This window comes from Agrobacterium sp. 10MFCol1.1, assembly GCF_000381165.1.
Lineage (GTDB): Bacteria > Pseudomonadota > Alphaproteobacteria > Rhizobiales > Rhizobiaceae > Agrobacterium > Agrobacterium tumefaciens.
In genome coordinates this window covers 142,478-165,182 of record NZ_KB906078.1, presented here as the reverse complement: position 1 = coordinate 165,182, position 22,705 = coordinate 142,478, and the positions used below count along the sequence as shown (strand labels likewise).

At 58.9% G+C, this 22,705-nt stretch carries 22 protein-coding genes, 1 tRNA gene and 1 riboswitch; of the genes, 10 read left to right on the top strand and 13 right to left on the bottom strand.

All coding sequences use genetic code 11. The annotated features are described in order from the left end of the window. Positions 1–14: 14 nt before the first annotated feature. From F617_RS0117860 to F617_RS0117850, 3 genes are all read right to left on the bottom strand, one after another. Positions 15–2,528 carry an FAD-dependent oxidoreductase gene (locus F617_RS0117860; RefSeq protein WP_026330921.1) on the bottom strand — a complete coding sequence of 838 codons (2,514 nt, stop codon included), beginning with the start codon at positions 2,526–2,528 and terminating at the stop codon, positions 15–17. 251 nt (positions 2,529–2,779) lie between these two features. Continuing rightward, positions 2,780–3,109: a hypothetical protein gene (locus F617_RS0117855; RefSeq protein ID WP_236770678.1), complete on the bottom strand. Its 330-nt coding sequence runs from the start codon at positions 3,107–3,109 to the stop codon at positions 2,780–2,782. An 83-nt stretch (positions 3,110–3,192) separates the two neighbouring features. Then, the gene (locus F617_RS0117850) at positions 3,193–5,862 is read right to left on the bottom strand and encodes a mechanosensitive ion channel family protein (RefSeq protein WP_019566200.1); all 2,670 of its coding nucleotides are present in this window, start codon (positions 5,860–5,862) and stop codon (positions 3,193–3,195) included. Positions 5,863–5,985: 123 nt separating this feature from the next. Between F617_RS0117850 and F617_RS0117845 the strand changes: the two genes are divergently transcribed. Further along, positions 5,986–6,240: a GlsB/YeaQ/YmgE family stress response membrane protein gene (locus F617_RS0117845; protein ID WP_003515453.1), complete on the top strand. Its 255-nt coding sequence runs from the start codon at positions 5,986–5,988 to the stop codon at positions 6,238–6,240. 154 nt (positions 6,241–6,394) lie between these two features. Further along, a tRNA-Lys gene (locus tag F617_RS0117840) sits at positions 6,395–6,470 on the top strand. Positions 6,471–6,604: 134 nt separating this feature from the next. Here the strand turns inward: F617_RS0117840 and F617_RS0117835 are convergent. Beyond that, complete coding sequence (locus F617_RS0117835) at positions 6,605–7,150, bottom strand: energy transducer TonB (protein WP_245260817.1); 546 nt, start codon at positions 7,148–7,150, stop codon at positions 6,605–6,607. Between the two features lie 339 nt (positions 7,151–7,489). Between F617_RS0117835 and F617_RS0117830 the strand changes: the two genes are divergently transcribed. The 4 genes from F617_RS0117830 (at position 7,490) to F617_RS0117815 (ending at position 9,148) form a co-directional block, all read left to right on the top strand. Beyond that, the gene (locus F617_RS0117830) at positions 7,490–7,822 is read left to right on the top strand and encodes a hypothetical protein (RefSeq protein WP_003515455.1); all 333 of its coding nucleotides are present in this window, start codon (positions 7,490–7,492) and stop codon (positions 7,820–7,822) included. A gap of 169 nt (positions 7,823–7,991) precedes the next feature. Beyond that, entirely contained in the window at positions 7,992–8,243 is a 252-nt protein-coding gene (locus F617_RS0117825; protein WP_019566197.1) for a hypothetical protein, read from the top strand. A 195-nt stretch (positions 8,244–8,438) separates the two neighbouring features. Beyond that, on the top strand, positions 8,439–8,663 hold the full coding sequence (locus F617_RS0117820; RefSeq protein WP_013636232.1) for a hypothetical protein: 225 nt from the start codon (positions 8,439–8,441) through the stop codon (positions 8,661–8,663). Between the two features lie 296 nt (positions 8,664–8,959). Beyond that, positions 8,960–9,148, top strand: coding sequence for a hypothetical protein (locus F617_RS0117815; protein ID WP_003515469.1), 189 nt, complete (start codon positions 8,960–8,962; stop codon positions 9,146–9,148). A 73-nt stretch (positions 9,149–9,221) separates the two neighbouring features. On the opposite strand, the gene F617_RS0117810 is transcribed toward F617_RS0117815, so the two are convergent. Both F617_RS0117810 and F617_RS28740 read right to left on the bottom strand, forming a co-directional pair. Next, the gene (locus F617_RS0117810; protein WP_003515471.1) at positions 9,222–9,473 is read right to left on the bottom strand and encodes a hypothetical protein; all 252 of its coding nucleotides are present in this window, start codon (positions 9,471–9,473) and stop codon (positions 9,222–9,224) included. Positions 9,474–9,612: 139 nt separating this feature from the next. Further along, positions 9,613–9,771, bottom strand: a complete 159-nt coding sequence (locus F617_RS28740; RefSeq protein WP_162993578.1) for a hypothetical protein — start codon at positions 9,769–9,771, stop codon at positions 9,613–9,615. Positions 9,772–10,105: 334 nt separating this feature from the next. Between F617_RS28740 and F617_RS0117800 the strand changes: the two genes are divergently transcribed. Beyond that, on the top strand, positions 10,106–10,540 hold the full coding sequence (locus F617_RS0117800) for a PACE efflux transporter (RefSeq protein ID WP_019566196.1): 435 nt from the start codon (positions 10,106–10,108) through the stop codon (positions 10,538–10,540). Positions 10,541–10,564: 24 nt separating this feature from the next. On the opposite strand, the gene F617_RS0117795 is transcribed toward F617_RS0117800, so the two are convergent. From F617_RS0117795 to F617_RS0117775, 5 genes are all read right to left on the bottom strand, one after another. Continuing rightward, the gene (locus F617_RS0117795) at positions 10,565–11,533 is read right to left on the bottom strand and encodes a prolyl oligopeptidase family serine peptidase (RefSeq protein WP_034502331.1); all 969 of its coding nucleotides are present in this window, start codon (positions 11,531–11,533) and stop codon (positions 10,565–10,567) included. A gap of 102 nt (positions 11,534–11,635) precedes the next feature. Further along, positions 11,636–12,241, bottom strand: a complete 606-nt coding sequence (locus tag F617_RS0117790; protein WP_019566194.1) for an ABC-type transport auxiliary lipoprotein family protein — start codon at positions 12,239–12,241, stop codon at positions 11,636–11,638. Between the two features lie 15 nt (positions 12,242–12,256). Further along, the gene (locus F617_RS0117785) at positions 12,257–13,627 is read right to left on the bottom strand and encodes an MlaD family protein (protein ID WP_003515479.1); all 1,371 of its coding nucleotides are present in this window, start codon (positions 13,625–13,627) and stop codon (positions 12,257–12,259) included. Positions 13,628–13,635: 8 nt separating this feature from the next. Beyond that, positions 13,636–14,472 carry an ABC transporter ATP-binding protein gene (locus F617_RS0117780; RefSeq protein ID WP_019566193.1) on the bottom strand — a complete coding sequence of 279 codons (837 nt, stop codon included), beginning with the start codon at positions 14,470–14,472 and terminating at the stop codon, positions 13,636–13,638. 10 nt (positions 14,473–14,482) lie between these two features. Next, positions 14,483–15,643: an ABC transporter permease gene (locus F617_RS0117775; protein WP_003515483.1), complete on the bottom strand. Its 1,161-nt coding sequence runs from the start codon at positions 15,641–15,643 to the stop codon at positions 14,483–14,485. A gap of 143 nt (positions 15,644–15,786) precedes the next feature. Here F617_RS0117775 and dgcA point away from each other — a divergent pair, with 143 nt between their 5' ends. Then, positions 15,787–16,770, top strand: coding sequence for an N-acetyl-D-Glu racemase DgcA (dgcA, locus tag F617_RS0117770; RefSeq protein ID WP_019566192.1), 984 nt, complete (start codon positions 15,787–15,789; stop codon positions 16,768–16,770). Between the two features lie 244 nt (positions 16,771–17,014). On the opposite strand, the gene F617_RS0117765 is transcribed toward dgcA, so the two are convergent. Beyond that, the gene (locus F617_RS0117765) at positions 17,015–17,851 is read right to left on the bottom strand and encodes a UDP-2,3-diacylglucosamine diphosphatase (RefSeq protein ID WP_026330920.1); all 837 of its coding nucleotides are present in this window, start codon (positions 17,849–17,851) and stop codon (positions 17,015–17,017) included. Between the two features lie 229 nt (positions 17,852–18,080). On the opposite strand from F617_RS0117765, the gene F617_RS0117760 reads away from it, so the two are divergent. Both F617_RS0117760 and F617_RS0117755 read left to right on the top strand, forming a co-directional pair. Next, entirely contained in the window at positions 18,081–20,396 is a 2,316-nt protein-coding gene (locus tag F617_RS0117760; protein ID WP_003515491.1) for an NADP-dependent malic enzyme, read from the top strand. Positions 20,397–20,531: 135 nt separating this feature from the next. After that, positions 20,532–21,632, top strand: coding sequence for a DUF2865 domain-containing protein (locus tag F617_RS0117755; protein ID WP_026330919.1), 1,101 nt, complete (start codon positions 20,532–20,534; stop codon positions 21,630–21,632). A gap of 69 nt (positions 21,633–21,701) precedes the next feature. Here F617_RS0117755 and bluB read toward each other — a convergent pair whose 3' ends face one another. Then, positions 21,702–22,418 carry a 5,6-dimethylbenzimidazole synthase gene (gene bluB, locus F617_RS0117750; protein WP_019566188.1) on the bottom strand — a complete coding sequence of 239 codons (717 nt, stop codon included), beginning with the start codon at positions 22,416–22,418 and terminating at the stop codon, positions 21,702–21,704. A 97-nt stretch (positions 22,419–22,515) separates the two neighbouring features. Continuing rightward, positions 22,516–22,702: riboswitch (cobalamin riboswitch) on the bottom strand. Positions 22,703–22,705 lie beyond the last annotated feature (3 nt).

Sequence of the window (22,705 nt, the reverse complement as noted above, 5' to 3'; positions counted from 1 at the left end):
TCCAGGAAAATCCCTCAGGCGCGCAGCAGCGCGTTTTCAGTATCGAAGGGGCTTTCTTCCACCACCTCGGCATCATAAAGCGTGCCGAGAATGCGGATTTTCAGCTTCGTGCCAATCGTGGCATATTCGGGTTTCAGCATGGCAAGCGCAATCGATTTGCCGATACGCCAGCCAAAGCCGCCGCTCGTCACACGGCCGGCAAGTGCGCCATCTGCGTCGAAGATAGCTTCAGAACCACGGGCATCGACATCCGTATTGCCCGAAACGGTCAGCGTCGAGAATACCGATTTCAAGCCGGCTTCCTTGTATGCCACCAGCGCATCGCGGCCGATGAAGTTTTTCTCCGGACGCAGGAAACGGTCGAGACCGGATTCATAGGCGTTATATTCGACCGAAAGCTCGCGGCCCATGTTGCGATACGACTTTTCAAGCGACATCGACACCATCGCACGAATACCGAATGGCTTGATGCCAAATTCGGCGCCCGCTTCCATCAGCCGGTCGAAGATGTAGTTCTGCATTTCGATAGGATGGTGCAACTCCCAGCCCAGTTCACCGACGAAGTTGACGCGCAGCGCATGCGCCGTCGCCACACCCACTGAGATCTGCTTCGCCGTCAGCCACGGGAAATCCTTGTTCTCGAGGCTGGTACGGGTCAGCTTCTTCAGGAGATCGCGCGACTTCGGACCGGCAAGCACCAGCACGCCGTATTTCTGGGTGATGGGCTGCAGCACGACTGAACCGTCGGTGGGCGCAAGCCGCTGGAGCACGTCATGATCGTGCGCCTCAAGACCACCGGCGGATACAAGATAGAACCGGCCCGGCGCCCATTCATAGACAGTGAACTCCACCTTCACGCCGCCATTCGGCGTCAGAAGGTGCGTAAGCGCAATACGGCCGCGCTTCTTCGGCACGATATTGGCGAGAATGCTGTCCAGCCAGGCGCGCGCGCCGGGACCGGAAACTTCCATCTTGGCGAAGGCCGACATGTCAAGCACGCCGACATTCTCGGTGACGTTCTTCACCTCGTTGCCGACATGTTCGAAATAGTTCGAGCGGCGGAACGACCACTTCTCGACGATACGGCCATCATCCAGTGGCGGCGCATAGTTGTGGCTGGTGATGACATCCGCACCGACGCCGAGGTCCTCTTCGCGCAGCGCATAACCTTCCGGCGCATACCAGTTGGCACGTTCCCAGCCGTAAACGGAACCGAACACGCCGCCAAGCTTCTTCAGACGGTCGTAAACCGGCGTCGTCTTCAGCGGACGGGCAGCGGAACGTTCTTCATCAGGGTAATGCATGGTGAAGACGTTGGCATAGGCTTCCTCATTCTTGGCAATGAGGTAACCTTCCGTGGCATGAGGGCCGAAGCGGCGCGGATCGACACCCATCAGATCGAGTGTAGGCTCACCATCGACGATCCATTCGGCAAGCTGCCAGCCAGCACCACCGGCAGCGGTGATGCCGAACGAGTGGCCTTCATTCAGCCAGAAATTCTTCAGGCCCGGTGCCGGACCGACGATCGGGTTGCCATCAGGCGTATAGGCGATAGCGCCGTTATAGACCTTCTTGATACCGACTTCACCGAAAGCCGGAACACGCACCATCGCCGTTTCGATATGCGGCATAAGCCGGTCGAGTTCCTCCTGGAACAGCTCATATTCGCTATCGTCAGAGGGACCGTCGACATAACAGACCGGAGCGCCGACTTCGTAAGGGCCGAGGATCAGACCGCCGGCCTCCTCGCGCATGTACCAGGCTGAATCCGATTCACGCAGAACGCCCATTTCCGGCAGACCCTGACGGCGGCGCTCCAGAATGGCCGGATGCGGCTCGGTGACGATATACTGGTGCTCAACCGGGATGACCGGAATATTTATGCCGACCATCTCGCCGGTCTTGCGGGCAAAGGAGCCGGTGCAGGAAATGATATGTTCGGCGATGATCTCGCCCTTATCCGTCGTCACCTTCCAGTGACCGTCTTCCAGCTGCTCGATGGCGGTGACGGTGGTGTTGCGATAGATGGTGGCGCCACGGTCTCGCGCGCCCTTCGCCAGCGCCTGCGTCAGGTCGGCGGGCTGGATATAACCATCATCGGGGTGCTGGATGGCGCCCAGCAGGCCGTCCGTCTCGCAAAGCGGCCAGATTTCCTTAACCTGCTCCGGCGTCAGCATGTTGACCCGCACACCGATGGTCTCGGCAATGCCGGCATAATACATATATTCGTCCCAGCGATCCTTGGTGCGGGCGAGACGAATGTTCGAGACCTTGGAGAAACCGACATTCATGCCGGTCTCTTCCTGAAGCTCTTCGTAGAACTTCACCGAATACTTGTGGATCTGGCCGACCGAGTAGCTCATGTTGAACAGCGGCAAAAGACCGGCTGCGTGCCAGGTGGAACCGGATGTCAGTTCCTTGCGCTCGATAAGGACGCTGTCGCTCCAGCCCTTCTTGGCAAGATGATAAAGCGTCGAAACGCCGACGACGCCGCCACCGATCACCACCGCCCGTGCATGTGTCTTCATTTACAGAACCCCTAAAAAGCGCCGGCATTGCCTGTCGTGCTGCCAAATCGATGGGATGGAATATGAAGCCCCCGGCGGCCGTTCAGCCGCCTGATTGCGACATGGCCATAGGGTGCTGCGACAGGGGAGAAAATGCCGTCGCTGGAGGCGGGTTTCAAACCACCGTCGCCTTTTGAAGACGACGGTGGCGCACATATCCTGCGCATTTGCCAGAAACGGAAAAAACATACCGAAGAGAAAAATAGCCAGTCTCATTTCGCAACCACCTGCGAAGATGCACAAATCTTGGCGCGGTCTTTTACGTCCTTGCCAGCGGCAGCTTTTGCCGCGGCGTCCAGCCATGCGGGCGTGCTGTTGCGCATACCGATGGAAACGCTGTTGATGCCTATGACGAGCGGCCTCGCAAACTGGCTATCGGAAAAAAGGCCAGAACTGTTTGTGCTGCGAATGGTGTTGTCATTGCCGGCCATGTTTTCGGCCGCCGGCTGCTGGCCCTGCGGGCCTGTGGTCGCGGCAACGTCCGCACCATCCACAGTCTTCTGGACGTCGCGTTTGTTTCCCCCGGGCGTCTCATCCGCCACAATGCAAATCGGGCGCGAGGATAACTCCCCGCGCCCGTCAACGCCCGTATCGGCTGCGTCGCCGCAGCGGCGGTAGCCGCAGATTAAGTGTCCTTGCCGGCCGCCTTCAACGTCGCCTTCGGCTCCACCACGGTTTTGTCACCCGCCTTGCCCGCATCCTTTTCCGGTGCAGTTGCCGCGGCAGGCGCCGCCGCGCCCGTATGCGCCGCCACCGCCTTGTCACCCTCTTCCGAAAGCAGCGCCGCCAGCATTTGCGGATTTGCATCGCCTTCCACGTGGATGTTGAGGTTACGCTGCGGGAACGGGATGGCGATCCCCTCTTCGCGGAAGCGTTTCAGGATTGCGATCCTCAGCGCGTTTTTCACGCCAAGCCCATTCGAAAGATCGGCGAGGTGGAAACGCAATTCGAAATCCAGCGAGAAGTCGCCGAAACGGAGGAATTCCACATGCGGTTCGGGGTTGCGCAGTACGGGCGGCTGGGTGCGCACCAGTTCCAGCAGAATATCCATCACCTGCTGCGGATCGGATTCATAGGCAACGGAGACCGGAATTTCCGCTCGCATGATACGGTTGCGGTGTGTCCAGTTACCGACCGAGGAATTGATGAATTCCGAGTTCGGTACGATGATCGACTGGCCGCGGAAGGTTTCAATCTCGGTCGCGCGCACCGAAAGCCGTTTGACGGTGCCTTCAGTCGTGCCTGTCACCACCCAGTCACCCACCTTGAAGGGACGCTCGACCAGCAGGATGAGGCCGGAGACGAAGTTCGAGACGATGTTCTGAAGGCCGAAACCGATACCGACCGAAAGGGCAGACGCCACCAGCGCCAGGCTGGAGAGGTTAAGACCGGCGGAAGAGACGCCGAAAATGGCCGCAACCGCGATGCCGAGATAACCGATGCCGGTCTTGACCGAGTTGCGCACGCCCGCATCCACCTGCCCGCGCGCCATGACGTTGTTGTCCAGCCACTTCTGGAACCAGCGTGTGATGATGTAGCCGATGGCAAAGACAAGGACGCCGCCGAACAGGCCGATCAGCGAGATGGAGGCATTGCCGACGGTGATGCCGGTCAGCAGACGATAGGCCCAGCTTTCGATATCGCCCGGCTGGAACCCCCAGGAAAACAGGATGAGCGGCACGCCGAAGGCGAGTGCGATGACATAGATGCCGAGCCCCGCCGCAAGACCGGCCTGATCCAGCGCAACCGGGCCGAGACCGTAGCGCCGCCCGAGATAACGCCCGGCCAGGGATTCGGAAAAGGCGCCCTGTCGCGAAATCGCCTTGCCGGAAAGAATGCCGATATACATCGTTGCGAGCACCGCACCGGTGGCGACGATCTGCGTGGCAAGGAACCGCGCCAGCCCCACATAACCCGTCAGGCAGGCACCGATGAGAACAAGCCCGCCGACCCTGAGCAGAATGACCAGCCAGCGCGGCAGGCGCTGGTTGCCGGTCTCGTAGTCCTGCCCCTCACCGATCACCGGGCGCAGGAACGACACGGTGAGCAGGATGATGCCAATGATGATGGAGGCAATGAAGCTCTTGGCAACGGTGACGATCAGCGGCGAATAGAGCGTCTCGCTGATCGTGCCGAACAGATAATCGAGACCGTTGACGAGCGCCATCAAAAGCACGGCCGAGGACAGCGTGTGCGCTCCGCGATTGGAAACCTGCAACAGACGCCATTCCGGCTGCGTCGGCGCAAAGATAGCGTAGCTCAGCCGCGACACGAAATAGACGAAGCCCGTAACTGCCATGGCGCCGAACAGGATCGGCGCGATATCGGAACGAAGCACGTTGAAATTATCGAGGAAAAACGCCGAGGTTACCAGAAACAGGAAAAGCGACAGCGACTGCACCATGGTTGACCAGAAGGCCACCGAAAGCCGCCGCAGATAGGAAGGCTCGCCGGAAAAGGCCCGCCGTTCCATGCGGCTGCCGAAAAAGCGGTAACCGCCCACCAGAAACAACAGCGCCGCCATGATCGACAGCATCACCGCCCCGAACATCGGCAGGCGTTTGTAGTTCCAGACGAAACCCGCCCAGCTGCTGAAGGCGTTGTTGAGATTGGTCAGCTCGCTCACGAAGGCGGAAGAGGCGTCGCCCAGCGTCTGGGAAGAGACTTCGGTGCGCTTGAACAGGGTCGCGGCAAAAAGCGCCCGCCGAACCGCCGTAATGTTGTTGGAAATCTGCGCGGCGTTGGTGGCAGTGCTCTCCACCTCGCCGGCAATGGCATTCACCTCGGCGCGCTCCGCAGTCAGCCGGGAGCGCTCCTCCGTCACCATGCTCGCTTCGGGCGGCTGTCCTTCCGCCGGGGCAGCACCAAGCGCGTCGAGACGCGTCTTGATCTGGTCCAGACGGGTCCGCAGCTTGGTGTTGGCGGCGGCAGCATCGGCTGCAATGGTATCGGCGCGTCCCTTCAGGTCCACCAGCTGCACGTCATCGCTGCCGCCCGCCTCCACCTGTTTGGCGATTGCCGAAATATCGGCCTTCCATTTTTCCAGATCCGTGCGCGCCTGCTCGACGATGGAAGCCTGGATAGCGACTGGTGCGGCCGCTGGCGCATCCTGCGCCGACGCCAAGGTTGCGGACGACAGAAAGCTGCCAAGGAGGGTGAATACCGCGACCATTATTGCAGCCATGGCGGCCTTTCGCCGCCGGCCGGATAAAGGCCCGCCGAACATCCGCCTACCGTCAATCATTCCGCCAAACATCAACCGCACATCCATGCCTTTCATATCTTCACCCAGCATCAGGCTATTTATCGCCTGCCGCGCGGAAAACCACCCGCAAAAAGCGAGGTTTTCGGGAGTTTACCTTGCTTTTCACCCGGAGAATCATCACCTTCAATAGTGCAGCAATCATGGGAGGAAATCATGGAATCTGCTGGTATTGGCTGGATCGCAGCTATCATCATCGGTGGTGTCGCCGGGTGGCTCGCCGAACAATTCATGAAAAGCAATATGGGTGTTTTCATGAACATCCTACTTGGAATCGTCGGCGCCATCGTCGCCAACGCCATTCTCTCGGTATTCGGAATCGTTTTGACCGGATGGATCGGTTATCTCATCGCCGGCTTCATCGGCGCCTGCATCCTCATCGTTATCGGCAGAGCCTTCCGGCGAGGATAGCAAAAGAAAAAATCCGTAAAATCCCGGATTTCCAGCCTTTTCCAGCGCGACTGAAATTTTTTCGTCACAAAAATCGAAGAAATTTCATTTCCGCGCTGGACAAGCCGAAACTTCCCCTTTATAGCCCCCCTCACACCGCCACACGGTGTCGGTCGGGTGATTAGCTCAGTTGGTAGAGCAGCTGACTCTTAATCAGCGGGTCGTAGGTTCGAGCCCTACATCACCCACCAAATTCTTCAAAAATGACAAGACGTTGCGGTGCTAAGTTAAAGCATCGCCTTCGGCGCCGGGCACTGAAAAAACAGTTCGCATTCGGCGCGCCTAAACATGCGGCCGCGACAGCGGACCTAGCTCCCAAGAAAACCTACAACTTCGTTTCGGGTATGATTTTTGTCCCGATAAAACGCGGCCCCAAGGGCCGCCCGGCAATACGGCTTGCGAATTCCTCGGTGAAAGGAACAGGCGTTGCCCGCCTCACCGCGTCGATGGCGGAATCGATAAAGGCTTGCCGTCTTGGACTGTCTTCCTGCGGGCGCGCGGCTGTGACGACCACCTTGCCCCTTATCTGCCCATCCTTATGCAGAATGAACTGAAGCGTCACGACAAGCCCCTCCGTGTCTTCCGGCGGCATCCAGCATGCGTAAATCGCATCGAACATTTCTTTGAGGTTGCTGACCGGAGCAGGATCGTTGCAGACCCGCGACTGGCCCAAAGCCTGCGTCAGAAAACCCGCGTACAGGGTGGCCAGTGCCACGATACCCGGCAGCTTGAGGCCGCAGAAGAATGAAAACGAACGCTTGATCAAATCCATTATCCTCTGTCGGAAAGCGATCAGCCTGGCCCATCCACCAATTAACGTCATTTTAGAAAAAATATTTTTGTCAGTAAAAACTATTCGCTGATTCAGCAATCGATATATACAAAATAATAAAGTCTACGATACACACAGAAAAATCATAAATACATCAAAATAAAACTCAAAATAAATGAAAAAAAATTGAAAATAAAAAATAGTTTCGAAATAGAAAAATAATATATTTGTTTCATAAAAATAAAATTACAAATAAAGGCAAAAATTCGAAATATTTATTTATATGTATTTGTAATATTTAAAATAGACTGGATATCTCGAAAAGTTACCCATAACGAACCCTTCGCAATTTAACCAAAACCCGCAGTTTGCATTGCAAGCCACTGGTTTGGTTGTATGCATTGCCCAGCCAGAACGATGGCGCAAAAGGGGGATATCATGACATCAAAATGGGTAACGGCGGTATTTTTCGGGGCTACGTTGACGGTTGCGGGTGCGGCGCAGGCGGACGACCTCGTCTTTTCGCTGAAGAACGGAACGAACTCCGTTCTCAATGCCTTCTACACCTCGCCGGTCGGCGTCGATGACTGGGAGGACGACGTTTTCGGAAAGAAGGCGCTTGGTCCGGGCGAAACGATGGAGATCACCATCGCCGATGGCCGCCGCGTGTGCAAATACGACATGCGTTTCGAATTCCAGGGCGATGAGCTGGAAGACCTCGAGGATACGCAGAACCTGTGCGAACTCGGCGAGTATACCATCACCGAGTAAGAATCCGGCAATAACGGCCCTGCCCGATCATGGCGGGGCCTGCACCAACAAGCGGCCTTCAAAAAAACCAGCCGCTCCGGCAACGCCGGTTTTGCAACACAGCTACTGAAACGACGAAATATCAGCACGGCAGTGCCACCCGCTCCGCAAAGCGGTCTTAATCATGCCTATGATTGGCGTGATGAGATTGATCGTCAACATATTGCTTTTCGCCCTCGGCGCAGTCGGAAGCGGCGTATGTGCGTTTCTATTGTCGGGTACGCTTGCCGATTCCGGATTTCTCGGTTCCTGTTTCGAGGGAAGTTGTGCCTATGCGGCGCTTTTCATGGTGCTGCCCGTCACATGGTTCGTGCTTTTTGCGCTTTATGTCATGGCATTGCTGGTCTGGAGACGAAAACCTTTCCGGAACGGAAGGCTCTGAAATAGGTAAGACGACGCCGTCGCTACCGGACGTTCGTTGACAGCCATCGAGACTTGCCGTTAACGTCCCGCCTGCTGGGGGATTCGCTGCCATTGATATACGGGCCTGCCCGATATCATAGGCCTCTGAATGTGCATGTTTCCGATTTGCGCGTCGCTTAACGACGTGCATGGCGGAAAACAGGGAGACCAAACGATGCGGGCCGCAATTAATTCTCCATCGCTTTCTATCGATACCATGGACTATCAGGCCGAGTGCCAGTTCGCGCTGGAGCCCTCCATTCAAGGGCTGATCGAAAAAGCGGAAGACGCTGGCTGGAACCGCCAGCAAGCCGCGCTTGCCATCGTCGCGCTCGCCAGTGAACATCTGAGTGACCTGCTTCCCGGCCTCACCGCACCCGATCAACGCCCCCTGTCCTGACAGCCTCCCGCCCGCCGGAGCCGATCGGCACCCGGCATGATTGCCAAAGCATCCCGAAAATTGATTGAGCAGGCCGGAGTATCCCCAGTCGCGCCCGCACGGGCCTTCGATGCTCCGTCGCAAGCGCGAGGGGAGAAAACGCTCCAGGCAAAGCCCTGCCCCCTCAATGCAGCCGGTAGCGTCCCCGTCACAGACCATCTCCAGGGCATTTCAGCTGCCCTTTAAGTATCGCTGCCACAGTGTTGACATAAGCGACCGATAATGAGAACATAAAGTGAACATTATGGAGGTCAGCGATGAACGCAGCAGACGCAACCATAGAAAATGCCCTGTCCGTGGTCGCTCGCTCCCGCGATATGCGCGAGCGCGCGCTCGAGAGGAGACGGGAATTGCAGCGGCGAACGGAAGTCATCATCGCCCGGCCGCTCTACGTGCTGAAAAAGAATGAAGGCCCGAAGCAATTGTCGCTGAAACTCGACAGCTAGATGGCAAAAAGCAAATCCCGTGCGGATTACCTCACACACGGGATTTTCAGAATGAAACGATCATTGTCTTGTCTTATTGCATGCGCTGCATTGCGGCTTCGGGTTCGCCAGTCGTCGCAACCGTTGCCGCCGGAAGGCGATCGGTCTTTTTCAGTATGACGATGGGCTTGTCCACCGGATCCGTCGGCGGAACGATGCTTGCAGTTTTGAATTCACGGTCGACAGCAGGAACGGAAGCGTTGATCTTTTCATGACCTGCGCACTCCGCCAACGCTGCACTGGCGGAAAAACCAAGTACAGCGGCGATAATGAGAACTGATTTCATGTCATTCTCCCTTCGCTTTCGTGGCGATCTCCCAATCTAAGGGGAGACGGTCCGGATTGAAAATCACACTTTAGAGACATCTAAAGCTCTCTGTCATTGCGGCAGTCGTCATCGGTGGCAATGGGTGAGGCGTGCCGCTTTATTTTTTCCGCAAATCCAGCGGATTTTGGCAAAGCGGCCTGCGGAATATCATCGCCACATAACTTCCCTTCAGGGAAATCAGGCTAGGCTTGTAAGTTGTGGCCTGTGCCGCGTTGGCGGCCTTTATCGTTCGTCCATCTGGAGAATTATGCTGCATGGCACGCCTCCTTCCATGAGCGATAACGAAAAAACAGCGGTCTTGTTCCGCAGCGGCGAAACGGCGGACAATTGAAAAGATAAGGCACCGCCGCGTGCTTCGTCTCCACGCCGGTGATACGGTGGCACGAATAGTCGCATGAAGGCGAAGTCTCGCCGCATAACTCCGGCCTCGCCACCTCATCCCGCTCCCGCTGAGAAGAGCGCTCCCGAACCCAACCATGACCCAAGGCTTGAAATTTTGCCCGAAACCGCTATATGGCTTTGCGAGAGGACGACCTCGGCCATTATGGCGACAGCATGCGGGACGGCCCGGTCACATACCGGAGAATAAATTGCGTTCCCTGCCCGATCGTATCCGCCACGCTCTCAGCTTCGAAATCATCGGCCTTCTGCTGGTCGTGCCGCTGGGTGCATTCGTATTTCACATGCCCATGGAAGATATCGGCGTTGTCGGCCTCGTCAGCGCCACGCTCGCCACCGCCTGGAACTATCTTTACAATCTCGGCTTCGACCATGCCATGCAGCGCCTGAAAGGCACGACGCTGAAGACGCCTGCTATCCGCGTCGCCCATGCCCTGCTGTTCGAACTGGGTCTGCTGATCGTGCTGATGCCTTTCATCGCCTGGTATCTCAGCATCAGCCTTGCCCAGGCGCTGGTGATGGATATCTCGTTTGCGCTGTTCTACGTAGTCTATGCCTTCGTCTTCAACTGGGGCTACGACCGGCTTTTCCCGCTGCCGGAATGGCGGTCGCAGGACGCCGTCTGATCGACGGCGGCACCGGCGTGTGCGTCAGGGTAGCGAAGCCGTGAAAAAGCGGATGACTTCGCTTTTCAGTCGACGATGAAACTCCGCCCGGTCAAACCCCGGAGTATCGCCGCATATCTCGGCCAGGGCTTTTTCCATCTCGGCGGGGCAAGGTGTTATGAACGAAAAATGCCCTGCCCCTTTCACCGTCTGATAGTCCGGTTTTGCCGGCAGGTCGTCGCGCAGCCCTAAAATATCCTCCGGCGCCACACCGTCGCCGCCGCGCTCTGAACTCCAGAGCTGAACGGGGATTTTGATATCTCGCAGATCGGCCCGCCCTGGAAAGGCGTTGAGGGGGTCTGCAACAACCACAGCCTTCACCCGCGCATCGTAGACCCGGTCCTCAGGCGAAGCAGACCTTTCCAGCATCTGAGCACGCACCGCCGCCTGCCCATCAGGGCACGGCAATCCGGTATTTGGAAAATCCGGAACGCCGCCGGCAAGCACCAGCGCCGTATAACCGCCGCGCGAAAATCCGAACACCCCGATCCTTCCGGCATCGATAAAACGGGCATCGTTCCAGTTCGCCAGCATATGGTCGAGCAGACGGACGATATCGGCCGGTCGTTCGGTCAGCGCGGAAAGATCGCCTGCCCGCTTCATGTCGATGGCGTTATCGCCGGGATGATTGATCGCCGCGACGATGAAACCGGCATCCGCCAGCGCCGCCGCGGTATCCCGATGGCTGAAATACGTACCGCCGAAACCGTGGGAGATGATGACGAGCGGATATTGCCCATCGACAACTGGGCAATCACGCACCGCTTGCGGAGCGAAGGGGCCGATGCGGGTCTCCACCGGAGTCGCCGCGCAGGGCGACCACACCGCCGCCCTCATGGAAGGCTTGCCGCCTGCCGAAGGAATCTCGATCAACCGAAGACCGGCTGCCGGAACGGTGCCTGTTCCGCACATGGCGGAAACAAGGGAAAGGCAAAGCAACACCAGAAATCGCATGACGGACCCGCGGATCGGAAACATTGAATGCAAGGCCGTCACCAACAGGCCTCGCCCGCAACATAGAGCAATCTTTTGTAGCGGAAATGACCGTTGTCAGACTTAGAGCGACTTCAGCGTCCACGCCACGATTTCGCGGGTGGCGGCGGCGAAAGCCTGGTCCAGCGCTTTGACGAAATTGGCATTTCCGGAACCGCTGACGCGTGCGCTGGCGCGGAATACTTCCTGCGCCTTTACCGTGCCGTTGCGATCGTTCAAGAGCTTCACCGAAATCTCGATATCGGCGGTGTTTTTTGCCGTATCGATTTCGAAGGTGCGAATATCGCTGACCACCTGGTAATCGATCGCCAGCCCCTGCCCCGGCCGGCCGACGCCACCGAGCTTGCCGGTATCCTCGAAGGCTTGCACCAGCTTGGATTGCACCATGCGCGGCAGGCGGTCGCTCCATTGCGAATTGCCGAGATATTGCACTTCCGAGCCGGAAAGGCGCACCACGATGTTTTCGCTATCAAGCGCTTTCAGCGCCGTCGGATCGGCGATCAGCAATTGCCGGCCTTTGAGCGACGGCCCCTGCGTCACAGTCGCCGAAGAGACGGAAAGGTCGAACGTATCGTTCGATGGGGTTCCCGCACAGCCCGCCATCGCAACCGCAAGCAGCGGAGCCAGAAGCAGGGCACGGCGCTTATGGCCGTTCATCAATCGTGTCATTGGCCCATACCCCTTTTAGCGCCTTGTTCTGCCGTCATATTGTTTCACGGTTTCGCCGCCGAAAATCAACCGCTGCGGATCGCGGTCGATATTGGTGATCGCATTGTTGAGATTGTCGACCGTCTGCCGCGTACTGCCGATAAGCGCCTGGAAATCCTTCAAGCCCGAACTGGAGAAGCGCGTGAGATTGTCGGCAATCGGCCCGATTCGGGCATTGAGATTGTCGGCCACGGCCTTGAACGAGGTCAAAGTCTCGCGCGCCTTTGCAAACAGCGAATTGGCATCGTCGGTTCCAAGCATGCCGTCCACCTTGGCAAGAATGCCATCGACACGGCTTGAGGCAAGGTTCAGCTTGCGGCCCATGTCGGTGAAATCGGAGACCGCCTGGTCGATATCGGCCCGGCGCGCGCCGACATCGTCGGCAATCCGCTTGAAGTTCGCCACGGCATCACGCGCATCGGCAGTCGCTGCGGAAACATCACCCACCACGGTGCTGACCTTTGCGGGATCGACCGACGCCAAAAGCTCATCCGCGCGCTTCACCACCGTCTGAACTTCCGTGCTCGCCGCCTCGAAGTTGCGCGCCGTGCTCTGCACCGTTTCCATGATACCCTGAATATCGCTCGAAGCGGAAGCGACGTCCTTCGTCACCTTGTCGACATTAGACAGGATGGAATCGATCTTGCCGGCATCCACCGCCTTCACCAGATCTTCGACAGCAGTCAGCGTGCCGTCCAGGCGTACCGAGACCGATTGAACGGTGGTGGAAAGCGAACTGAGGCTGGCGATGAAACTCTTGATACCATCGGAATTTGCGGCCAGCGCATCGGAGAATTTCTCGGCGTTACGCACCGTCTGCGTCAGCGGCCCACGGGCATCCTGCACGAAGCCCTGCAATTCGCCGATGGCGCCATCGGCGCGTTTCAGGATCTTGTCGGCGGTGGCAAGAAGGTTGGTGACGCTGGAAAGATCGGCCGTCAGCTCGGCGGGAACGCCGCTTTCGACGGATTTCTGCAGAATGCGCTCACCGTCCTTGTTGCCGCCGGAGAGCTCGATATAGGCAGCGCCCGTCAGGCCCTGAATTTCAAGCACGGCGCGGGTGGAGGGGAAAACCGGCGCGTCCGCCTGCACTTCGGTAAAGGCGATGGAATAGGCCGGATCGTCGCGGTCGATCGCAAGACCGCGCACCGTGCCGACAGGAATGCCGTTGAAGCGTACCGGAGAGCCGACGGAAAGGCCGTTTGCCGAGCCGGGAATACGCACCACGAGCTGCGCCGTCGGTCCACCCCGGCCGAATTCCGCCATCCAGTAAACGAAGCCGAATGCGGCGGCGATCACGATCAGCGTGAAAATTCCGACTATGGTGTAGTTCGCCTTGGTTTCCATGCTTCTTGTTACTCCACCGGATTTTCGTGTCTGTCGTCCGGAAGAACGACAGAGCGCGCCCGTTTGCCACGGAAATAGGACTGCACCCAGGGGTCGTCACAGGCAAACATGTCCTGCAAGGTCCCTTCCACCAGCACCTTCTTCTGCCCTAGCACCGCAATGCGGTCGCAGACGGAGAACAGGCTGTCGAGGTCGTGCGTCACCATATACACGGTCAAACCGAGCGAATCGCGCAAGCGCGCGATCAGCATATCAAATTCCGCCGCCCCGATGGGATCGAGGCCGGATGTCGGCTCATCGAGGAAGACAAGGTCGGGATCGAGCGACAGCGCGCGCGCAAGCGCCGCACGCTTGATCATGCCGCCGGAAAGCTCCGACGGGTATTTGTCGCCCGCATCGGGCTTGAGGCCCACCATCTCGATCTTGAGATAGGCAAGCTCGTCCATCAGCTTTTTCGGCAGGTCCAGATATTCCCGCATGGGCAGCTGGATGTTTTCTTTCACCGTCAGGCCGGAAAACAGCGCCCCCTGCTGGAACAGCACGCCGAGCCGCTGGTCGAGCATCATGCGGTCGTCTTCGCTGGCCTTGTCGTAATCGGTGCCGAGAATGCGGATTGCACCCGCCTGGCGTGGCAGGAGCCTCAAGATCGCACGCATCAGGACGGATTTACCCGCGCCGGATGGGCCTATGAAGCCAAGGATTTCACCGCGATAGACATCCAGATCGAGATTCTCAAGCACGTTCCTGCCGTTGAAACCGACAGTCACACCCTCGACGGAAAGAACCGTCTCACGGCCGTCCTTTGCCGTTTTTGTCTGTTGCGGCTTCTGGTCCAAAGTTTCCAACGCGCCCTCCTTAAAAATCGATGGCTGCGTAGAAGATGGCAAAAAGGCCATCCACCAGAATGACGACGAAGATCGATTTGACCACCGACGACGTGACGTGTTTGCCGAGCGATTCCGCCGAACCGCCGACCTTCATACCCTCAACCGCCGCGACGATGCCGATGATGAGCGCCATGAACGGCGCCTTGATCATGCCGGCGGCGATGGTCGATTCCTCGACCGCGCCGTGCAGACGCGACAGAAACACTTCGAAGGTGATGCCGGAATAGAGAAGCGTGACGATGGCGGCGCCGAAAAGTGCGGCGAAATTGGCAAGGATGGTCAGAAGCGGCAGTGCGATTGTCAGCGCCACGAGACGCGGAAACACCAGCACGCCAACGGGGTTGAGACCGATCACCTTCAGCGCGTCGATTTCTTCGCGCATCTTCATCGAGCCGATTTCCGCCGTGATCGCACTGCCGGAGCGACCGGCGATCATGATTGCGGTCAGAAGCACGCCGATTTCTCGCAATTGCAGGATGCCGACGAGATCGACGACGAACACTTCCGCGCCGAAGTAACGCAGCTGGAAGGCGCCCTGCTGGGCGATGATGGCGCCGATCAAAAACGACATCAGCATGATGATCGGCACGGCGCGCACGCCCATATGGTCGATCTGGTTGACGATGGCCGCCGGCGAGACGCCACGGCCGCGCCCGAGCTTCATCTGCGCGCCGCGCACGGCAGAACCCAGAATATACATGCCCGCGAGGAAATCCGCACCATTCTGGACGACAGCCTGGCCGATCGGCGAGAAGAAGCGTTCGGCAAGTCCCACCTTGGCGGCAGGCTCACCCTCCATCGCCGCTTTATCCGGCAATTGGCCGATCAGATCCTCGATTCGCTCGTTTCCGGTAAGCGTGACGGTAACGCCCTTCGCTTCCATATCTTCGCGCAATCGCCGGATGACCCAGGCGCCGGTCGTGTCGATTGCCTCCACCGAGGAAAGATCGATCTCCACCGGACCGGCAGGGCCGCTTTTCTCGATGTTTTCGAGGCGTGCAAAAATGCCTGAAAGATTGCTGTTACGCCAGGAACCGCTCAAGGCATACCGCTGGCCGCCGCCGGAGACGGCGTCGTCTTCGGTGATTGCGGCCGGGTTCGCCTGTTGCCGTATATCCTGTTCTTGCATAATGCTCCGAGCGAGTGCAGCCGTCACGAGATTCTTAAAGGTTTCATAACGGTTTGGCCTTCGGCAAGCCACAGTGACAGCCGACAATTCGCGATAAATTTGGCGTCATGTGTCTTTTAACGCCTGTCAGGAAGTGAAAAAACATGCCCCGTTACCTTCAAGCCACAACAGAACGTTTCGCCGTTGCTGGCAGCTTCACTATTTCACGCGGCACTCGCACACATGCGGATGTCGTAACGTGCACCATCAGCGATGGTTCCTTTACCGGCAGAGGTGAATGTGTGCCCTACCCGCGTTATGGCGAAAGCATCGAAGGCGTTATCGCCGATATCGAAGCAATGGCTGAGCAGATTGCCGGCGGCCTGACACGGCATGAATTGCAGCAGGTGATGAAACCCGGCGCCGCCCGCAATGCAGTGGATTGCGCACTATGGGACCTCGAAGCCAAGATGAGTGGCAAAAGTGCTGCCGAACATAGTCTCGGACACGCGGCAAAACCGCTCGTTACCGCCTATACCATCTCGCTTGCCGACCCCGAGACCATGGCGGCGAAAACGGCGGAAAACGCTGCCCGCCCGCTGCTGAAGATCAAGACAGGAACGGCGGATGACGAGGCGCGCCTGCGGGCCGTGCGCACCGCAGCACCTGACGCGCGCATCATCATCGACGCCAATGAGGGCTGGAACGACGATAATATCGAATATTATCTGAAACTCGCAGCGGAACTGAACATCGCGCTCATCGAACAGCCGCTTCCCGCCGGCAAGGACGCCATCCTGGCCCGCATCGACCACCCGGTCCCCATCTGCGCCGATGAAAGCGTGCATTCCACCAAGGACCTCGCCGACCTGCGCGACCGTTACGATGCGATCAACATCAAGCTGGACAAGACTGGCGGTCTCACGGAAGCACTTGTCATGAAGGCAGAGGCGGAGCGGCTAGGCTTCATCATCATGGTCGGCTGCATGCTCGGCACCTCGCTCGGCATGGCCCCCGCCGTTCTGGCCGCCCAGGGAGCCGCCTTCTCCGATCTCGACGGCCCGCTGATTCTCAGGCAGGACCGGCAGCCGGGCCTCGTTTACGAGGGTTCGTTGGTTTATCCGCCGCAGCCGGAGTTGTGGGGATAAGAGCCGTCGTTCGGGTTTCGTGTGAAAGCACTACGCCGCACATCGCAATAGTCTTTGCAGTATCACGTAAACTGTATGACCAGCCTTGCCTCACACTCGACGTCATCCTCGGGCTTGTCCCGAGGATCTATCCACGTCGCGCGAAATCAATCGGTTGCAAATCTTTGGGACAAGCCCAAGGATGACGACAGAGAGCTGAAACATCCCGCGCTTAGGGATCGCCCTGCCTGTTGAACCAACCCAATCAGGCCGCGTGCTTGCCAATCAGACCTGGAATATCCACCGGCTCCATCTCGTCCGATGTCTGCGAATGGACATCGCTCGTCTGCATCCAGGTGATCAGCTCGAAAGTGCCATCGGCATTTTCGGCAATCGCCGTGCAGCTTTCCACCCAGTCGCCGGTGTTGATGTAGCGGATGCCGTCCATGTCTTCCATCACGGCGTGGTGGATATGGCCACAGATCACACCATCCACATTGTTGCGGCGCGCCTCGTCGGCCACTACGCGCTGGAACTCGCCGATGAAGTTGACGGCGTGTTTGACCTGCAATTTCGCCCAGGCCGAGAACGACCAGTAAGGCAGGCCGATGCGGCGGCGCACCGCAGCAAGGACGATGTTGATCGCAATCGCCGCGTCATAGGCCCAGTCACCGAGATAGGCGAGCAGGCGGGCATTGCGCACCACCACATCGAACTCGTCGCCATGGATGATGAGATATTTCTTGCCGTCTGCCGCCTCGTGGATCATGCGCTCGGCCACTTCGATACCGCCGAAATGCATGCCCGGAAACTCGCGCAGAAATTCATCGTGGTTGCCGGGAATGTAAACGATGCGTGTTCCCTTGCGGGCCTTGCGCAACAACTTCTGCACCACGTCGTTGCAGCCCTGCGGCCAGTACCAGCTGCGGCGCAGCCGCCAGCCGTCGATGATGTCACCGACCAGAATGATCGTATCGGCCTCGTGATGTTTCAGGAAGTCGAGCAAAAAATCCGTCTTGGCCGCCTTGGAACCGAGATGGACATCCGAAATGAAAAGCGTTCTGAACTGTCTGGTTTCAATTTGACCGGCCACGGATTTAATCCCCTTGTTCGGTTGCGTCCCTGCGGCTTTCTTCCCTCTCAGAACCAGACTCGTGTTGCAGCAACATGACAATGGCCGGTTTTTGTATGGAATATGACTGATGGCATCACGAAAACGCGAATAAGCCATGCCCGCATTTGCATAAGGGGGCGGCAAATAACGGCTGTACCACGGGAAAGTTTGTTGTATTCAGAGGGCCGGAATTGAACCAGACATGACGGTGGAAGACATGACCTCTCACGATAAGAACAACACGCCCGCCAACACGGCAAAGGCCGACATCGAGGAACAGGCGCTCTTTTTCCACCGCTACCCGCGCCCCGGCAAGCTGGAAATCCAGGCCACCAAGCCCCTTGGCAACCAGCGCGATCTGGCGCTTGCCTACTCGCCGGGTGTCGCCGCCCCCTGCCTCGCCATCCATGAAAATCCGGAAATGGCGGCGGAATATACCGCCCGCGCCAATCTCGTTGCAGTGATTTCCAACGGTACGGCAGTGCTTGGCCTTGGCAATATCGGCCCGCTTGCGTCGAAGCCGGTCATGGAGGGCAAGGCCGTCCTCTTCAAGAAATTCGCCGGCATCGACGTTTTCGATATCGAGATCGATGCGCCCGGCATCAACGACATGGTCTCCACCATCGCAGCGCTGGAACCCACCTTCGGCGGCATCAACCTTGAAGACATCAAGGCGCCCGAATGTTTCGAGGTGGAGCGCCAGCTGCGCGAGAAGATGAACATACCCGTCTTCCACGACGATCAGCACGGCACGGCGATCATCGTCGCCGCCGCCGTCACCAACGCGCTGGAACTGGCCGGAAAATCGCTTTCGAGCGTCAAGATCGTTGCGTCAGGCGCCGGTGCGGCAGCCCTTGCCTGCCTCAACCTGCTTGTCGCCATGGGCGCAAAGAAAGAAAACATCTGGGTCCACGATATCGAGGGCCTCGTTTATGACGGCCGCAACTCGCTGATGGACGAGTGGAAGGAAGTTTACGCGCAAAAGACCGACAAGCGGGTTCTGGCCGACTCGATCGACGGCGCCGATGTCTTCCTCGGTCTTTCGGCGGCAGGCGTGCTGAAGCCGGAACTTCTGGAGCGCATGGCGGAAAATCCGCTGATCCTGGCACTTGCCAACCCCAATCCGGAAATCATGCCGGAAGTGGCCCGTGCTGCCCGCCCGGATGCGATGATCTGCACCGGCCGTTCGGATTTCCCGAACCAGGTCAACAACGTGCTGTGCTTCCCCTATATCTTCCGCGGCGCGCTGGATTGCGGCGCAACCACGATCAACGAGGAAATGAAGATGGCCGCCGTGCAGGCCATCGCCGAGCTTGCCCGCGAGGAAGTCTCGGAAGTCGCCGCCAAGGCCTATAGCGGCGAAACGCCGATCTTCGGCCCGAACTACCTCATTCCCTCGCCTTTCGATCCGCGTCTCATCCTGCGCATCGCACCGGCCGTTGCCCGTGCTGCCGCCGCAAGCGGCGTCGCCGCCCGGCCAATCAGCGATTTCGAAGCCTATCTCGACCAGCTCAACCGCTTCGTCTGGCGTTCCGGCTTCATCATGAAACCGGTCTTCAACGCCGCCAAGGTTGCCGAAAAGAAGCGCATCATCTTTGCTGAAGGCGAAGACGAGCGCGTGCTGCGCGCCGCACAGGTGCTTCTGGAAGAAGGCACCGGCATCCCGATCCTCATCGGTCGCCCGCAGATCATCGAAACGCGCCTGAAGCGCTTCGGCCTGCGTATCCGCCCGAATACCGATTTTGCGGTGGTCAATCCCGAAGACGATCCGCGTTACCGCGACTACGTCGATGATTATTTCGCCCTGGTCGGCCGCGCCGGCATCAACCCGGAGGCGGCCCGCACCATCGTGCGCACCAACTCCACGGTCATCGGCGCGCTGTCGGTGAAGCGTGGTGAGGCGGATGCGCTGATCTGCGGTCTGGAAGGCCGCTACGACCGGCACCTGCGCGACGTGAACCAGATCATCGGCAAGCAGGAAAGCGTTCGCTCTTTCGCAGGCCTCAGCCTGCTCATCACCCAGCAGGGCGCGCTGTTCCTCACCGACACCTTCGTCAACAACGATCCGACCTCCGAAGAAGTGGCCGAAATGGCCATTCTCGCGGCAAAGGAAATCCGCCGCTTCGGCATCACGCCGAAGATCGCGCTCGCCAGCCACTCCAATTTCGGGTCGCGCGATTCGGAAAGCGCCCGCAAGATGCGCCGCGCCCTGAAGATCGTGCAGGCAGCGGCACCCGAACTGGAAGTGGACGGCGAAATGCAGGGCGGCTCGGCACTTTCGGAAGCGCTGCGCAAGCGCGCCATGCCCAACAGCGTGCTGACCGGCGAAGCGAACCTGCTGGTCTTCCCGAACCTCGATGCCGCAAACATCACGCTCGGCGTCACCCGCACGCTGACGGAGGGCCTGCATGTCGGCCCCATCCTGCTTGGCACGGCTCTTCCCGCCCATATCCTGTCGCCCAGCGTCACCTCGCGCGGCGTTGTCAACATGGCGGCCTTTGCCGTCGTGCAGGCATCGCACCCTTCGGTGTGATGAAGGCGTATTAACGCAGTTTTGAACATGCTGTTGCCGCATTGCGGCAACAGCTTATGTTATCTTCCTGAAACACGGATTTCCCGAAGCATAACACCCTCGCCACCGGCCGGGGACATCGAACGGATCGCACCATTGACCCGGCGCCGCAGCATTATCGGCCTCCTGCTTCCCCTTGTTTTCATCGCCCCGGCCGCCGCTTTCGCGGATCAGGTCTGCGATACGCTTTATGCGCAGCTGCGCGAACCGCCGCGTGTCATCGGCAACACAGCCGAGGTACGGCGTTACGCCAATGCGCTCACCCGCCAGAACATCGAGATCCGCAGGATCAGGAACGATCTGCGCCGTTACGGCTGTTCATCCGCAAGCGTCACCGTTTATGGCAGCCCGAATGCCGAACTCTGCGCAGAGATCAGCGACGCGATGGCGGATGCGCAGAGCGAACGCGATGCCATCATCCGTGACCGCGACTATGCCATGGCGGCCCAGGGCAGCGATGATGGCGACATCAGACGCCAGCGCATTCTCGCCGCCCTCGACGCCAATGGCTGCAGCGCCATTCCGGAAACGGAAGCGCGCCAGCCGACGGCCCCCGATGTGACACGTTACCCCGACGCCTTCAGCGAACAGAGCAATCCGCCGGGACAGGCAGGGCTTTCGCCCTACCCCAATGCCGCTGCGGAAGGCGGGCTCAGGACGCTGTGCGTGCGCACCTGCGACGGCTCGTTCTTCCCCATCGCTTCCAATGCCTCGCCGCTCGATTTCCGTGCGCAGGCCGAACAATGCCAGAAAATGTGTCCGGGTACGCAGACGGAGCTTTATTTCCACTCCATGACGGAGCAGGAAACGGCTGACATGGTCTCGGCTGAAACAGGAAAGCCCTACAAGGACCTGCCGACCGCCTTTGCTTATCGAAATGCCTCAACGAAAGCCCCAGGCTGCGCCTGCAACATGGCCGCCTATCACGAGGAGATGAAGCAGCAGGAGGCTGCGCGGCCGGAAGCTGAGAAACCCTATTCCAGCATCACGACCATTCCATCACCGCAAGGTGACACCCCCAAAAAACCCACCGAACTGCAGCAGGCCGCAAAGCCGCCGGAACAACCGGTTCCGGAACGCGACTATGACCCGAACAACAGCAGGGTCCGCGTCATCGGCCCTAGATTCCTGCCCGATCAGACAGGGCGGATCGACCTGAAAAACCCGGCGCTGAAGGGCATTCAGCCGCAGCAATAGCTCCCATCAAACACGCGGTATGGAGTTGGCAACGCTCTGTCTCACTCACAAGGCGGTCGCGTGTTCTCTTTACCGTCCACCCCAGCGATTGCGAAACACCAGCTCGTCCAGCGGCACGCGCTGGCGCCAACCCTTCACCGCCAGTTCCGGCTCGGTATAAAGTGTATCGACGCGGCCGAGGCATAGCCAGGCGACGATCTCGATGTGGTCGGGGATCTCCAGAATGGTGCGAATGTCGCTATCGTGGAAAATGCTGACCCAGCCGACGCCGATGCCTTCGGCGCGCGCTGCAAGCCAGAGGTTCTGGATGGCGCAGACGGTGGAATAGACATCGGTGCGCGGATTGTGGGTACGGCCCAGCACCACCTTGCCGCCACGCGTCGGATCGCAGGTGACGCAGATGCTGAGCGGCGCCTTGCGGATGCCCTCAAGCTTGAGGCTGCGGTAAAGCGCCTGCTGCTCCCCCTCGAACATCGCCGCCGCCTCGCCATTGGCGCGGCTGAAGGCAACCCAGGCTGCCTGCCTGACCGCACCGTCAGTGACAAGCGTGAAATTCCACGGCTGCATGAAACCGACTGAGGGTGCGGAATGCGCCGCCTTCAGCAAGCGCTCGACCACATCTTCCGGCAATGGATCCGGAAGGAACTGGTCGCGCACATCACGGCGGGTTTCGATGGCACGGTAGATCGCCTCTCGCTCCCCCTCGGAAAACGGGTAGGCGGGCGAAAGCGCGTGATCGAATGCATTGGCGTCGAGCGAACTGGTCGCGAGTGGATCGGTCGGCATCGTCTATCCCCAACAATGCTGGCGCGCCGCCACGAAAACCGGCTCCGGTTTTCGCCTGCACGACGCGCTGCTGCAACAACCTGCCGCCGTCCACGCGGTCTGGTCTATCCTGTCAGGCCGGTCTTCTGACTCGGCTTCATCCGCCCACTTTCGCCTTCCCGAATGGATTCAGTGGCATCAAGAAAAAGGGCATCCGCCTCACAGCGCTGGGCACGTTCCGGTCTTGCACCGGATTCCCGATTCTCCCGCCCTAAAGGGCAGGCACCTGACGAAGAAGCTTATGAGCA